13 protein-coding genes and 1 riboswitch are annotated in these 14,258 nt (G+C 40.6%); of the genes, 12 read left to right on the top strand and 1 reads right to left on the bottom strand.

All coding sequences use genetic code 11. The annotated features are described in order from the left end of the window. Nucleotides 1–102: 102 nt before the first annotated feature. The 3 genes from htpX (at nt 103) to ACFPU1_RS09120 (ending at nt 2,756) form a co-directional block, all read left to right on the top strand. Nucleotides 103–1,017, top strand: a complete 915-nt coding sequence (htpX, locus tag ACFPU1_RS09130; RefSeq protein WP_385940322.1) for a protease HtpX — start codon at nt 103–105, stop codon at nt 1,015–1,017. A gap of 246 nt (nt 1,018–1,263) precedes the next feature. After that, nucleotides 1,264–1,431 carry a hypothetical protein gene (locus tag ACFPU1_RS09125; RefSeq protein WP_157049985.1) on the top strand — a complete coding sequence of 56 codons (168 nt, stop codon included), beginning with the start codon at nt 1,264–1,266 and terminating at the stop codon, nt 1,429–1,431. Nucleotides 1,432–1,724: 293 nt separating this feature from the next. Beyond that, on the top strand, nt 1,725–2,756 hold the full coding sequence (locus ACFPU1_RS09120) for an NADH:flavin oxidoreductase/NADH oxidase (RefSeq protein WP_385940320.1): 1,032 nt from the start codon (nt 1,725–1,727) through the stop codon (nt 2,754–2,756). Nucleotides 2,757–2,853: 97 nt separating this feature from the next. On the opposite strand, the gene ACFPU1_RS09115 is transcribed toward ACFPU1_RS09120, so the two are convergent. Beyond that, nucleotides 2,854–3,312 (bottom strand): hypothetical protein, encoded by a 459-nt coding sequence (locus ACFPU1_RS09115; protein WP_385940318.1) that lies wholly within the window; start codon nt 3,310–3,312, stop codon nt 2,854–2,856. Between the two features lie 151 nt (nt 3,313–3,463). Here ACFPU1_RS09115 and ACFPU1_RS09110 point away from each other — a divergent pair, with 151 nt between their 5' ends. From ACFPU1_RS09110 to ACFPU1_RS09070, 9 genes are all read left to right on the top strand, one after another. After that, the gene (locus ACFPU1_RS09110) at nt 3,464–4,423 is read left to right on the top strand and encodes a calcium/sodium antiporter (protein WP_385940316.1); all 960 of its coding nucleotides are present in this window, start codon (nt 3,464–3,466) and stop codon (nt 4,421–4,423) included. A gap of 182 nt (nt 4,424–4,605) precedes the next feature. Beyond that, on the top strand, nt 4,606–5,229 hold the full coding sequence (locus ACFPU1_RS09105) for a TetR/AcrR family transcriptional regulator (RefSeq protein WP_385940314.1): 624 nt from the start codon (nt 4,606–4,608) through the stop codon (nt 5,227–5,229). Between the two features lie 14 nt (nt 5,230–5,243). Continuing rightward, on the top strand, nt 5,244–6,158 hold the full coding sequence (locus tag ACFPU1_RS09100; RefSeq protein ID WP_385940312.1) for an ABC transporter ATP-binding protein: 915 nt from the start codon (nt 5,244–5,246) through the stop codon (nt 6,156–6,158). Continuing rightward, nucleotides 6,158–7,762, top strand: a complete 1,605-nt coding sequence (locus ACFPU1_RS09095; RefSeq protein ID WP_385940310.1) for an ABC transporter permease — start codon at nt 6,158–6,160, stop codon at nt 7,760–7,762. The genes ACFPU1_RS09100 and ACFPU1_RS09095 overlap by 1 nt, the downstream gene beginning before the upstream one ends. Nucleotides 7,763–7,878: 116 nt before the next feature. After that, nucleotides 7,879–8,745, top strand: a complete 867-nt coding sequence (locus ACFPU1_RS09090; RefSeq protein WP_385940308.1) for an ROK family protein — start codon at nt 7,879–7,881, stop codon at nt 8,743–8,745. A gap of 74 nt (nt 8,746–8,819) precedes the next feature. Further along, nucleotides 8,820–8,951 carry a hypothetical protein gene (locus tag ACFPU1_RS09085; protein ID WP_269758421.1) on the top strand — a complete coding sequence of 44 codons (132 nt, stop codon included), beginning with the start codon at nt 8,820–8,822 and terminating at the stop codon, nt 8,949–8,951. A 317-nt stretch (nt 8,952–9,268) separates the two neighbouring features. After that, entirely contained in the window at nt 9,269–10,243 is a 975-nt protein-coding gene (locus ACFPU1_RS09080; protein ID WP_385940306.1) for a DUF2971 domain-containing protein, read from the top strand. Between the two features lie 274 nt (nt 10,244–10,517). Then, a riboswitch (cobalamin riboswitch) is annotated at nt 10,518–10,714 on the top strand. 186 nt (nt 10,715–10,900) lie between these two features. Further along, nucleotides 10,901–13,192 (top strand): ribonucleoside-diphosphate reductase subunit alpha, encoded by a 2,292-nt coding sequence (locus ACFPU1_RS09075; RefSeq protein ID WP_385940304.1) that lies wholly within the window; start codon nt 10,901–10,903, stop codon nt 13,190–13,192. A 26-nt stretch (nt 13,193–13,218) separates the two neighbouring features. Further along, the gene (locus ACFPU1_RS09070; protein ID WP_385940302.1) at nt 13,219–14,256 is read left to right on the top strand and encodes a ribonucleotide-diphosphate reductase subunit beta; all 1,038 of its coding nucleotides are present in this window, start codon (nt 13,219–13,221) and stop codon (nt 14,254–14,256) included. Nucleotides 14,257–14,258 lie beyond the last annotated feature (2 nt).

Raw genomic sequence — 14,258 nt, 5'->3', positions numbered from 1 at the left:
TTCCACAAAGAGTTTTGTGTCAATCTAACAAACTCCCTCCCTGAAGGAAGTTAATGTTATAAACTATACTAAGGTCATCAACATATAACAGGAGGCATTGGATTGGGTAAACGAATATTTCTTTTTTTAACAACTAATATCATGGTCATAACCACGATTTTTATTGTCTGGTCGCTCATTACTTCTTTTACCGATTTAGAGAGAACATACGATACAGGCGGCCCTGGTCTGGGCATTGACTACGTATCCTTAATGGCATTCAGTTTATTAGCAGGGTTTTTGGGCTCATTTATATCCTTGGCCATGTCACGCTATATTGCAAAGAAAATGATGAGAGTGAAAGTGCTGGATCCAGATGGTCCATTGTCTTCTCAGGAGAGAGCAGTGGTGGAAAAGGTACACCGTTTTTCGCGGGCTGCGGGGCTGACACATATGCCAGAGGTTGGTATTTATCAATCTTCTGAAGTGAATGCATTCGCGACTGGTCCAACGAAGAAGCGTTCTCTAGTCGCCGTTTCATCCGGCCTTTTAAACCATATGGATGATGCAGCAGTGGAAGGAGTCATTGCTCATGAAGTAGCTCACGTTTCAAACGGAGACATGGTAACAATGACTTTGCTGCAAGGAATAATTAACACATTCGTCATCTTTTTCGCAAGAATTGCTGCAATTCTTGTTTCCAGGCTGGTTCGTTCAGAAATGCAGACTGTTGTTCGTTTTGCCGCTATCTTTATTTTTCAAATTTTATTTTCCATCCTTGGAAGTCTTGTAGTGACCGCGTACTCCAGGTACAGGGAATTTCATGCAGACCGGGGAGGAGCGGACTTAGCGGGACGTGATAAAATGGCTCATGCCCTGAGATCGTTGAAAACTCATGTTAACCGAGCTCAGGTCAATGACCGCACCGATGATTCGGCCGTACAAACGATGAAGATCAACGGAAAAGGCGGTATGGCAAGGCTTTTCTCAACACATCCTGATTTAGATGAAAGAATTGCCCGTCTTGAAGAGAGATAATAGTAACGGCAAAAAGCTGGTCTATGAAGACATAGATCAGCTTTTTTTATAAGAGGAACTACACAAAGCAGTATAGAATTGTTGTCAAAAGCTAAAGAAGTCAGTCTATCCTTGAGTTCTAACGCGTCTTTTTATCGGCAAACGATTTTTTGATTTATAATAAATAATATTTTGTTTAAAAAGGGTAGCTGTTACACAGTGTGTAATGGTATCATAACGTGAAATATTTCAAGAGCAGGTGATGGAGTGGGGTTATTTAGATTATTAATTGTTATTTTAGCTGCTGTTTATTCTGCAGGTTTAGTACGTTTTCAGGAATGGAGCCAGCTATTGTTTTTTTCGGTCTTACTCACAGTGTTTTTAGTTATCACGCAAACCATAGAAGTGAAGAATGAAAAATCTGAACATAATTAGTAATATATATTAGTTTTTTATTATATCCTCTCTTCCAAAAAAGGAAGGGGGGTTTTTTAGAATGCTTTAATTAATACGGTAACATTATACACTCTTTAAAACACACATCCTTCCCCTTATGAGCAAAGTCAGTTCACATAATGTACATAATAGTGTTATCGTTGGTTGCTGAAGCTGTTAATTATATTTCTCATTCCTTTTTTGTTAAGATGTTTGTGAAATGCGAGGATAAGGCATGAGGTTTCACAAAGCCAGTCAGACACAAACAATAACCTCACAAAGGAGACAAAGTAATGGATCATTTATTCAGTAATTACAAAATAAAAGGATTAGAACTTAAAAATCGAGTCGTTATGCCACCCATGTGCCAGTATTCAGTTACAAAAAAAGACGGTGTGCCAAATGAATGGCATTATATTCATTATGTGAGCAGGGCTGTCGGAGGAACTGGTTTAATTATCATTGAGATGACTGATGTGGAGCCGGATGGACGAATATCGGATTATGACCTGGGACTGTGGTCAGATGAACAAATCCCTGCCTTTGCCCGCATTATTGATGAGGCACACAAGCACGGAGCAAAGGCAGGTATTCAAATAGCTCATGCTGGAAGGAAAGCTGAGGATGCAGAAGAGCCGGTTGCCCCCTCGGCGATTCGTTTTAGTGAGAAATATAAGGTTCCCCGGGAATTAACGACAGACGAAGTAAAAGAGATGGTAGAGAAATTCCGTCTGGCTGTGCGGCGTGCTGTCAAAGCCGGAGTGGATACTATTGAAATTCACGGCGCTCATGGCTACCTTATTCATCAATTTCAATCTCCTCTCACAAATAAAAGAACGGATGAATATGGGGAAGACCGAGCCAGATTTGGCAAAGAAGTTATTAAGGCTGCAAAAAGTGAAATGCCAGAGGATATGCCTTTAATCATGCGAATTTCCGCAATGGAATATGTGGAAGGAGGCTATGGGATCAAAGAGAGCATAAGCTTTTCAAAGGAATATCAGCAAGCAGGGGTTGATATGTTTCACATTAGTGCCGGCGGTGAGGGGGAAATTGCGGCCGCAGGCAAGCCAGGAACCCATGCGGCATACCAGGTGCCTTTAGCCAGAGAAATTAAAGATTCGTTACAGGTGCCTGTTATCGCAGTAGGACGCTTGGATGAACCTCATCTGGCAAACGCTGTGGTTGGAAATCAAGATGGAGACCTTGTGGCCGTTGGAAGAGGAATGCTGAGAAATCCTTATTGGACCCTGGAAGCTGCCGCTGCTTTAAATAAAGAGATAGAAGTACCTAAACAGTATTTAACCGGATTTCCAAGTAAATAACGTACCACGTTCAAATAAAAAAGCTGCCTCGGGCAGCTTTTTTACTAAGGGTGCACATTGATTTTTCATATAGTACCTACCTTGATATGTAGAATAACTACGTTAGAGAAAGCATTTTATATTTTGAAAGGAGGTTTGCATACACCGAGGTAATAACAAAGCCAGCAAGGTATATGCCTGAAGTAAAAATGATATCCCAGCCATTCAAATAATGAACTCTTCCGAAAACGAGGGCTATATATTCAACGACACTAAAGAAAATTGTGAAAAATACTATTAATGTAATCCTTGAAAATTGATATTTCATTATCGCTGTAACAAATAAGCAAGCCATGAGAGGAAAGTATCCAAGATTCAAAGGAAAGGCAGACAAAGATTCATTTTTTTCAATATAGGGTTCTGTATACCAAAAAATATTCATACCCCAATCATTAGAAACAAAGGCTATGGCAATCCCAAGAGGAACAAAGAGAATAATGACTTCAGGGAATTTTCGCCAAAGAACAAAAAGAATAATCCATGGAAGTACAAACCCGAAGAATATGTTAAAAAGCATAGCGTCCTCCATTTTCACCCAGAAGTAATAAGAATAGTATCCCCGTTTTTTATAAAAAGATGAGTGAAAAACAAAGGAAAAGACCAGGATAGGATAGGATGAAATCGTACACCTTATCTATATAGAATAGTAAAGGGATGGATAAGGAAATATGGTATATCTATTGCTGGTCCTCGGATTTGTGCTGCTCGTAAAAGGAGCTGATTACTTTGTCGAAAGCACGGCTGCGATCGCAAAGCTGCTCCGAATCTCGCCTTTGCTTGTGGGTCTTACAATCGTTGCATTTGGTACAGGTGCTCCAGAAGCAACAGTAAGTATCATAGCTGCATTGGAAGGAAGTGCAGGAGTAACCCTTGGTAATGTGGTAGGAAGCAATATCATTAATATAGCTCTTGTCGTAGGTGTAACGGCATTTCTCTCTCCATTAAAGGTTACAAATGCTACCATTAAAAAGGAGATTCCTTTTGCCTTTCTGGCATGTATTGTGCTGCTTGTTTTGATGAGTGATCAGTATCTTGAAAACAATGCTGTGAACGTCATTACCAGGGGAGACGGCATCATTTTTCTTTTGTTTTTTGCTATATTTTTGTATTACGTCATAGAAGCAGCGAGAAATAATCGCAGCCAAATGGAAAAAGAGATCACCGAACAACCGGATAAACGGAAATGGGGAAGACATATTCTTTTCTCCACAGGAGGACTTGCGGCAATCATTTTTGGAGGATATCTGGTGGTAGAAAGCAGTACTGAAATTGCAATCAGGTTTGGCATGAGTGAAACACTGGTGGGCCTGACGATTGTAGCTATCGGCTCTTCTTTGCCGGAGCTCGTTATTTCAGTAACTGCTGCGTTAAAAAAAGAAAGTGAAATTGCCTTAGGAAACATAGTCGGCAGTTCAATTTTTAATATCCTTTTTGTTCTTGGAGCGGCGTCTCTTATTATTCCTCTTCCGGTAGAAACTAAAATATATTTTGATGTCATTGTTATGTTGATTCTGACGATAGTATTGTTTATTTTTTCCCGTACTGAATGTAAGGTAGGGAAACTGGAAGGATTATTGCTGGTAGCGGCCTACATTGGTTACCTTGTTTATATTATTATCCGTAATTAATCATGCTCTGTTTTCTTTTCTTAAAAGAATTCAGGGCATTTTTTCTTTTCTTCGTAAAGAAACAAGATACTGGAAACGTTCTGGTTGACCACTATGGTCGATGGTGATATGATTTATAGACCATAGTGGTCTATTTTGCGCAGTAGTGAAATAAATGAGTAAGAGGAGGGAGAAATGAAGGCATGTCCGAGACGTTCAACAACTTAGAAGGTGAAAAGCAGCAGCGGATATTAAATGCCGCACTGCAGGAATTTGCTGAGCACGGATTTGATCAGGCTTCTACCAATCGTATCGTAAAAAAAGCAGGGATCGGCAAGGGGATGTTGTTTTATTATTTTAAGAATAAACAAGAATTGTACCGTTACCTTGTAAAGTATAGTCTGGATGTAACGATCAACCGTTATATTAAAAAGATTAATGAAGAAGAAAGAGATTTTATTGAACGATTTAAACATGCTTCGAAGATGAAGATGCAAGCTTTTGCTGATCATCCTCACGTATTTTATTTTATGGGGGCACTGCTACTGAGTGATAAGGACCAACTGCCAAAGGAATTACATGACGAAATTTTAAAGCTTCAGACACTTGGCAACTCAATTTTATACGAAGATATCGATTACTCTTTTTTTCGAACGGATATTGACGTAGACAAGGCATTTAAGCTGATCCGATGGTCGATGGAAGGCTATCAGAATGAACTGCTTAACAAGCTTAAAGGAAAGCCTTTTACTTCAGTGGATATGGAACCTTATTGGGAGGAGTTTGACGAGTATCTGGAAATCTTAAAAACAAGCTTTTATAAGTAAGGGGAGGCAGAAAAATGAATGTTCTGCAAACGAAAAGCTTAACCAAAAGGTTTGGAAAGGTTATGGCACTGGATGGCGTAAACATGGAAGTGAAAGAGGGGGAGGTATACGGGTTTATCGGCCCGAATGGAGCAGGAAAGTCTACAACGATCCGGATATTATTAGGCGTCTTAAAGGCCACAAGCGGTGAGGCCAGGATCTTTGGAAAAGATGCATGGAAAGATGCTGTGGAGATTCATAAACGGCTTGCGTATGTACCAGGAGACGTTAATTTATGGCCTAACTTAACGGGGGGAGAGGTCATTGATTTGTTTGTGAAATTACGAGGAGCGGGTGATCATAGCCGACGGGAGGAATTAATGGAAAGATTTGATTTTGATCCTTCAAAAAAATGCCGAGCGTATTCAAAAGGAAATCGGCAAAAGGTCGCTTTAATTTCTGCTTTGTCCTCGGAAGCGGACCTTTATATTTTTGATGAGCCTACTTCAGGACTGGATCCACTAATGGAACGAGTTTTTCAGGAATGCGTTCAGGAAGCAAAGGCACAAGGGAAAAGCGTCATACTTTCAAGCCATATCCTTTCAGAAGTAGAAAGGTTATGTGACCAGGTCGGGATTATCAGGCAGGGCAAAATTATAGAATCAGGCTCCTTAAAGGAACTTCGGCATTTGACAAGGACCAGTATTTCAGTGGAGACCAAAGAGCCGATCACAGCACTTGAAGAGGTAAAAGGAGTTTATCATATAGAAGAGAAAGAACAGGCTCTTTCCTTTCAAGTGAATACAGAGGACCTGGACCAGGTAATAAAATATATAAGTCAGTTTGGACTAGTTAAATTGGAAAGTGCTCCTCCCACGCTGGAGGATTTATTTATGGGCCATTATGAAACTTCCTCTTCTTTTCGGGAAAGGAACGGAGGGGAGTCTTAATGAGTGAAAAGCTGTTTAAGAATACAGGAAAGTCAGCCTCCTTTTATTTAAAAAAAGACCGGTTCAGAATTACCGTTTGGCTGATCGCTTTAGCAGGCCTTACCTTTGTGACAGCTTTAGCTTTTACAGACCTTTACCAAAATGAGCAAGAACGGCAGGCCATAGCCGATACAATGCACAATCCAGCTATGACTGCTATGGTAGGCCAGGGATATGGTTTGGATAACTATACTACAGGTGCGATGATGGCTCATCAGATGCTCCTTTTTACTGCTGTGACGGTAGCCATCATGAGTATTCTTCTTCTTGTTCGTTCTACAAGAGCTGATGAGGAAGCCGGGAGGGTAGAACTTATTCGTTCACTTCCTTCTGGAAGATTAGCTCCTACAACGGCAGCGGTTATGGTGTTGTTTATGGTTAACCTATTGGTTGCGTTAGTGATTGGTCTCGGTCTGTACTCGCTTAGAATTGAGAGCATGGATTTAGAAGGATCTTTATTATACGGAGCAGCTTTAGGGGCTACAGGAATATTTTTTACAAGTCTCACCGCAGTTTTCTCTCAACTACTAAATAACTCAAGAGGTGTGATAGGGTTTTCGTTTGCTGTGCTCGGGCTTTCTTATCTGATTCGGGCTATTGGTGATGTAGGCAATCAGACTTTGTCCTGGGCATCCCCATTGGGGTGGATTTTAGGGACAGAAGTGTATGTAACGAACTACTGGTGGCCTGTCATAATCACTCTGGTTATTTCGATTATCTTATTCGTTATTGCTCTTTATTTGCAAGCCATTCGTGACATCGGTGCTGGTTTTTTTCCGGAAAGGCCAGGGAAAAGCCGGGGATCAGGCTCTTTGCTTAGTCCATTGGGCCTGGCTTTCAGATTGCAGAGAGTCAGTTTGATTACCTGGGGAGTCGGCATGTTTGTTCTTGGTGTATCCTATGGATCAGTACTGGGAGATTTGGAAGCATTTATTGAAGGGATCGAGATGATGGAAGAAATGCTTCCATCCATAGAGGGATTTACTTTAACTGAGCAATTTATCACCATGCTGATGGCAATTATGGCTATGATCTCCACGATTCCAGCGCTTATGGCAGTTTTAAAGATTGTAAGTGAAGAGAAGAAAAATCGAATAGATCATATACTAAGCCGCAGTGTATCTAGAAACACCCTCCTTGGCAGTTACTTGCTTATTTCAGTTATTGTTTCTTTTGTTATGATGTCGCTTGCCGTGACAGGTCTCTGGACAGCGGGCAATTTCTCTATGGAGGAGGGCCTTGCTTTTAGCACCCTATATAGCGCAGGAATGGTTTATCTCCCGGCAATTTGGTTAATGGTATCGATTGCTGTACTCCTGATTGGAAGAGCCCCTAATGCTGTGTCGGCTGTTTGGGGTTACTTGCTTTATTCCTTTATTGTTGTCTACCTGGGAGGGCTTCTGCAATTTGAAGAGTGGCTTGCTGCCCTCTCACCATATGGGCATGTGCCACAGCTCCCGGTAGAGGATGTAAATGTTACTGCTCTCGGGAGCTTAATCTTTCTTACGTTACTATGCCTTGGGGCAGGATTTATTTCATATAACAAAAGAGACATTCACGGATAATTATGGTGCCAGGCACTAGAACGGATTGTAACATTCTTTCGGGGATAAGGTTGAAATAAGGGGGCAGCACATGACAAGGGAAAGTGGTGCCAGGCACCTAATACAGGGGAGGAGTTATGAATACAGTAGGCGTAGACATTGGCGGTACAAATATTCGAGCGGTGTTACTGAATGAACACCAACAAATAGTAAAGGAAAATATAAGAAGTACTCATCCTGAAAGAGGGCCTGATGAGATTATTGAGGAAATTAATGAAATAACGGCTTTTGTTAAAGAAAATGAAAAGGTAGGAGCGATAGGGATAGGAAGCCCTGGCCCTTTAGATCCTTGGAAAGGTGTTATAAAAAGTCCCCCAAACCTGCCTGGATGGGAGAACGTTCCCTTAAAAGAAATGATGGAACAATACTGGGGAGTTCCTGTATTTGTTGAAAATGATGCAAATTGTGCTGCTCTTGCAGAAGCTGTGAAGGGTATAGGCGCTGATGCTGAGAGTATATTCTACCTTACAGTTAGCACAGGCGTTGGAGGCTCTTATATTGTAAACAAGGAAATCATTCATGGGAAAGATGGATTTTCAGGGGAAGTCGGTTATATGATGATGAATTCCGGCAAAAGCTTTAAAGATGCAGTAAGCGGAAAAGCATTGGAGAAGCAATGCCAAAGTGCGGGTATACCAGGAAATGTAAGACAACTCTTTTATTTAGCTGAAGTGGAAAAGGAAGAAATTTCAGCGGGAATTGTGGATCAATTTACTACAAACCTGTCTATACTGCTCGCGAATGTCATCTTTTTATTAAACCCTGAGAAGCTCATCTTGGGAGGAGGGGTGATGGCTTCTTCATCATACTTTTTAGGCCAGCTCAAGGAAAAGACAAATCATTTGGTCTACCCGAAATTTAAGAAAGAGGCCGAGATTTACGATGCCTTGTCGGGGCAAAAGGCAGGAGCGATAGGGGCCGCTCTCCTCCCCCATTACAGATAGACCTCACTTATTTTACCCTCCTTCAAATAAAATGCGGCTAATAGCTAACATTATAAAAGGAGGGGGTGAAGAGGGTGAGCCATAAAAACACAAAGAAAAGTGGAAGCTCGTTTATAAACGAGGCCTACCGTTCACAAAAAAGCCCAGATGAACCTGGAAGTACAGAGCCGGCAAAAGAAAGATCATTTCAGCAAAAAAAGAAGTAGATAAAAAAGGGTGGTCTCAATGAGAATTTTTTGAGACCGTCTTTTTTTCATAGGTTCTGTCAAAGTTCCAAGTTATATTTGTCATGTCGAAGAGTGGCCCCTTTGGAAAAAGCAGGAGTCGAACGAAAATAGACAGTAAGCCGAAAGGATTTGGGTAAATGTATAATGCCTAAATGAGCTCCTGATATTCTGAGTCACGCATACCAGTACATGGGGCGCACCAATGAAAAAATCGTGGACCGGGGATTATTCTTACACAAAGAAGGGAAAATACAAGCTGGAAATAAGACTTATGCTTGAGTAGAAGGGGAGAAACCATGGATAAAAAGGGGACACTGGCAGAGGCTTTATCGCTGCATTTTTGGCAGTCGGTAGACCAGCAAATCAGAAAAGATCACACTGTACAAAAGGAACTGTATCATTACACCGGTTTAGATAGTTTAATGGGCATGGTAGAAACAAACAATTTGTGGATGAGCAGAGGAACCTTTTTAAATGACTCAAATGAACTTATTTATATAGAAGGAATTATTAATAAAGTATTGGGACAGGTCGAAAATAAGCTGACGGATAACTTTGGGGAAGATACATATATACAGGAACTGAAAAAGTTATTTATTTTAGAATTAAAACAGACATGGCAAAGGTTTATGGAGAAGATAGACCTTGACGATTTTGAGGTATATATATTCTCTCTGACCGAAAATAAAGACTCTTTGGCTCTTTGGTATAACTACGCAAAAGGCGACGGATACAATATCGGCTTTTCCTCTGGTGACATGCTGAAAAAAATAAATGATTTTTCCAGTCATTTTGCCCGTGAATATACCTTAGTGTATGGAAGGGTAATATACGACAGAAGAGAACAAGAACAAATAGTTATGGATTTTCTCATGGAAACCTTTCAATATCTATCCCATCTTCACCCTCAGTATACGCTGCAAGAAATCGGGGGAGAGCTGTCAGAACATTTCTTTTCTATACTAGCAACTTGTTCGATCTTTTTTAAGGATGAGGCTTTTAAAAGTGAAGAAGAATATCGAATTGCTCTTCCACGAAAGCTCACTACCAAAGAGAGGGGCCCAGAGGTTTTCTTCCGGGCTTCAAATGGAGTAATCATCCCGTTTATTACGATTCATTTTCCAGAGAAACTTCCTATAAAACGTGTGACCATCGGTCCGAAAAATAACATAGACATTGCTAAAGCAGGTATGGAGTATTACTTAAAAAGTAAGGGATATGAAACGGAGAGGATGGTTATTAGTAAGTCCGTTGCTTCACTGAGGTATTAATTCTTTTATGCAGGGGTTAGTGTAGGTAATATAAATGTATTTTCAGCGAATAGGAAAAGAAAAACAACGCAGCCTTAGACTTTTCGGGTATTACGACAAAATGTGATAATTGACGTCAAATGCTCCCCCCATGTAATAGTAGAGATGCTTTACATTTGAAGAAATAAATTAATAATCTATGGATCTATGAACTTGCTAAATTGGGATAAGTCATGTAGTATGAATGTAGAATTTCACAAGATATTGTGTTTTTTGTTATCGAGAAAACTATATATTGTTTGCCTTGAGATGAGATGCCATTTGGCGTAAAAGGGAATTTGGTGAAAATCCAAGACTGCCCCCGCAACTGTAAGTGCTGACGAAATGAGTCGTATCCACTGTATAAATAAACTTGATCGGTTTTTATACGGGAAGGAGCTCATGGACGGAAGACGCACAAGTCAGGAGACCTGTCTTATCTTAAGATGTTTCACCTTCTTCGGGGATTGAGAAGATGAAACGGTGGCACAGGGAAAGACCAAAGTATCTTTCTCCATTACTTGCTATCGTTTCATCCGCTCACATTAATTTGAGCGGATTTTTTAATTCGAAAAAATATCAGGAGCGGTGAGACGACAACGGCCAGCTTAGAATAAAGCAGGAATAAGGAGGAAGAAAATGACAGTACATGTTAAAGAGGAATTACATGAAGTGATGGATACAATTGATAAAGCTTTTGATCGTTACAATTTTAATGCAAAGGAAATCAAAGAATATATTACATCTTTTACAGGAACGGATAAAGACGTGAACCATCAAGCTATGCTCTATGCATTAAATCAAATACAAATGGACCAGCCAGACTGGACGTTTGTTGCAGCACGGCTGTATTTAAATGAACTATACAAGCAGGCGGCTTTACATAGAGGGTACAGCACGGCGGAGAGACGATATGGAAGCTTGTATAAGCTAATGAAAACGTTACGTGAGAAAGGAATCTATTCCGATCATTTGTTAGCAGCATATTCTGAACAGGAAATTAAGGAATTAGAACGGGAAATTGAACCCAAGCGAGATGAGTTGTTTACTTACATAGGTTTATTTTTACTGGCAGACCGGTATTTAGCGAGAGATCATGAGGGGAAAGTATTTGAGCTGCCGCAGGAGCGGTTTATGATCATTGCGATGACCCTTATGCAGAAGGAAGAAAAAAACAAAAGGCTGGAAAAAGTAAAGGAAGCATATTGGGCACTAAGCAATTTATATATGACGGTTGCGACTCCTACTTTATCTAATGCAGGAAAAAGTTTTGGTCAATTGTCTTCTTGTTTTATAGATACAGTTGATGACTCACTTGACAGTATTTACCTGAATAACTGGGACATTGCCCGCCTCAGCAAGGATGGCGGTGGGATTGGCATTTATTATGGGAAGGTAAGAGCTTTAGGATCAGATATAAAGAAGTTTAAAGGTAATTCCTCTGGAGTGGTACCGTGGATCAGGCTGATTAATGACACAGCTGTGAGTGTGGACCAGCTGGGACAGCGTCAAGGGGCGGTGGCTGTTTATTTAGACTTATTCCACAAGGACATTATGAACGGTTTTCTTGACTTAAAAACAAATAATGGTGATGAAAGAAGGAAAGCTCACGATATTTTTACCGGGGTTACGATACCTGACCTATTTATGCATAAGTTACAGGAGACAGATGAGAACGGAAGAAGCATAGGCGAATGGCATGTGTTTTGTCCTCACCAGGTGAAACAAATCATGGGCTGGAAGAGTGAAGATGGCACTCCGGTTGGTCTTGAAGACTTTTATGACGAAGAAGACCGTAAATATTTTACAGAAAAGTATGAAGAAGCAGTCAATCACCCTCTTCTTCCGCGAAAGACCTACCGAGCCATGGATATCATGGCAAGAATTATGGTGGCACAGCTGGAAACAGGAACACCTTACATGTTCTACCGGGATGAAGTAAATCGTCAAAATCCAAACAAGCATTTGAAAGGGGAGGGAAGAACCTCTATCTATTGCAGTAATTTATGCACAGAAATTACACAAAATATGTCACCTTCCCCTATTAGTCAAGAGTATGAAGACGAAGAGGGAAACATTGTTATTGTCCGTAAACCAGGAGATTTTGTGGTGTGTAATTTATCTTCTATTAATCTTCCGTCAGCAGTAAGGGATGAGGTCTTAGAAAGGCTGATACCTATTCAGATGAGGATGCTTGATAATGTCATTGACTTAAACAACATTCCAGTGGGTCAGGCGCAAGTTACCAACAGAAAGTACAGAGCGGTGGGTCTTGGAACGTTTGGCTGGCATCACCTTTTGGCATTAAAAGGAATCCAGTGGGAATCTGAGAAGTCTGTGGAATACGCAGATAAAATATACGAAGACATTGCCTATCACACGATTCAATCTTCCATGGAATTGGCAAAAGAAAAAGGGGCTTATAGTAAATTTCAAGGTTCTGAGTGGGAAACAGGTCTTTATTTTGAGCGAAGAGGCTATACGTCAAAACGGTGGCAGGAATTACAGGAAGAGGTGGCTGCTACTGGAGTGAGAAACGGATGGATGATGGCTGTAGCTCCTAATTCTTCTACTGCCAAAATCGGTGGATCCACAGATGGAATTGACCCGTTGTACGCAGTGGAATTTGCTGAAGAAAAGAAGAACTTTAAGTTTAAGGTAACAGCTCCAGACTTAAATCACCATACGTATCTCTATTACCAACGGGCCCGCCATGAACTGGACCAGATTTGGAGCATCAGGCAAAACGCTGCCAGACAGCGCCATGTTGATCAGTCAATAAGCTTTAATATTTATGTCCGTCATGACATTAAGGCTAAAGAGTTGCTCAACCTTCATTTTGAAGCCTGGAAACAGGGGTTGAAAACCACCTATTATGTACGGAGCACTTCCCAGTCAGAAATTGAAGAGTGTGAAGCTTGTCACAGCTAACTTAACCTATTTTAGGAGGGATCGAAATGTCCTCATTGTCAAAAGTGAAATTAATGAATCCAGCAGCCCCGAATAAATCTACAGGCATTATTAATGGACAGTCTTCAGGACTGCTTAACTGGAATGATATAGCTTATCCACAAATGTATGAGTTATATCAGACTCTCCTTTCGAACTTCTGGAAGGCTCAGGAAATTAATATGCAGGATGATATTAAACAATGGGATCATTTAAGTGATGTTGAAAAAGATGTGTTCCTGAGAATCAATACTCAGCTTGCCTCATTGGACAGCCTGCAAACTCCAACCATGAGCCAGGTAATGGATTATGTGACAGATTCCAGCTTTAAAGCAATTTTTGCGGTTGTAGCCCAGCAAGAAGCTGTCCATAACGAGTCCTACTCTTATGTGTTGAGTTCCCTTGTTCCTTTACGTGAGCAGAATGAAAGGTTCAACCAGGCCAAAGAGGATCCTATTGTTCGCAAAAGAAATCAATTGATTTTAGAGGCCTACGAGAGTTTTCGTGAAGAGCCGACACCACAAGCGCTCTTTAAATTAGCCATTAATTCAATTAATTTAGAAGGTATTTATTTTTATGCTGGTTTTGCTTTTTTCTATCACTTGGCCCGTCAGCAAAAAATGCTGAAAACAAGCACGATGATTAGTTATATTCAGCGGGATGAAATGCAGCATGCGTACTTTATTTCTCAGTTTGTACGGATTTTGCTGGCGGAAAATCCCGAGCTCCATACAGACAAGAACATTTCCTATGTCTATGACACCATTGGGCATGCCGTCGAACTGGAAAAAGAATGGGCACATTACATTCTTAAAGAGGTCGAAGGTATCGATTTAGATGAATTTGAAGAATATGTAGAGTATTTAGCAAATAAACGTCTGCGGCAATTAGGACTGAACAATCTGTATGAAGAAAAGGACAACCCTATGCCGTGGATCCAAGTATACAGCGACGAAATGATCAATGAAACGAAATCAGATTTCTTTGAACAAAAATCAAGAACCTATTCGAAAGTTACTCAGTCAAATGGATTTGATGAGCTGTAAGG

This window comes from Thalassorhabdus alkalitolerans, assembly GCF_042656525.1.
Lineage (GTDB): Bacteria > Bacillota > Bacilli > Bacillales > Marinococcaceae > Thalassorhabdus > Thalassorhabdus alkalitolerans.
Note: the sequence above shows the minus strand (reverse complement) of the source record. Positions and strands in the feature narration are given on the sequence as shown.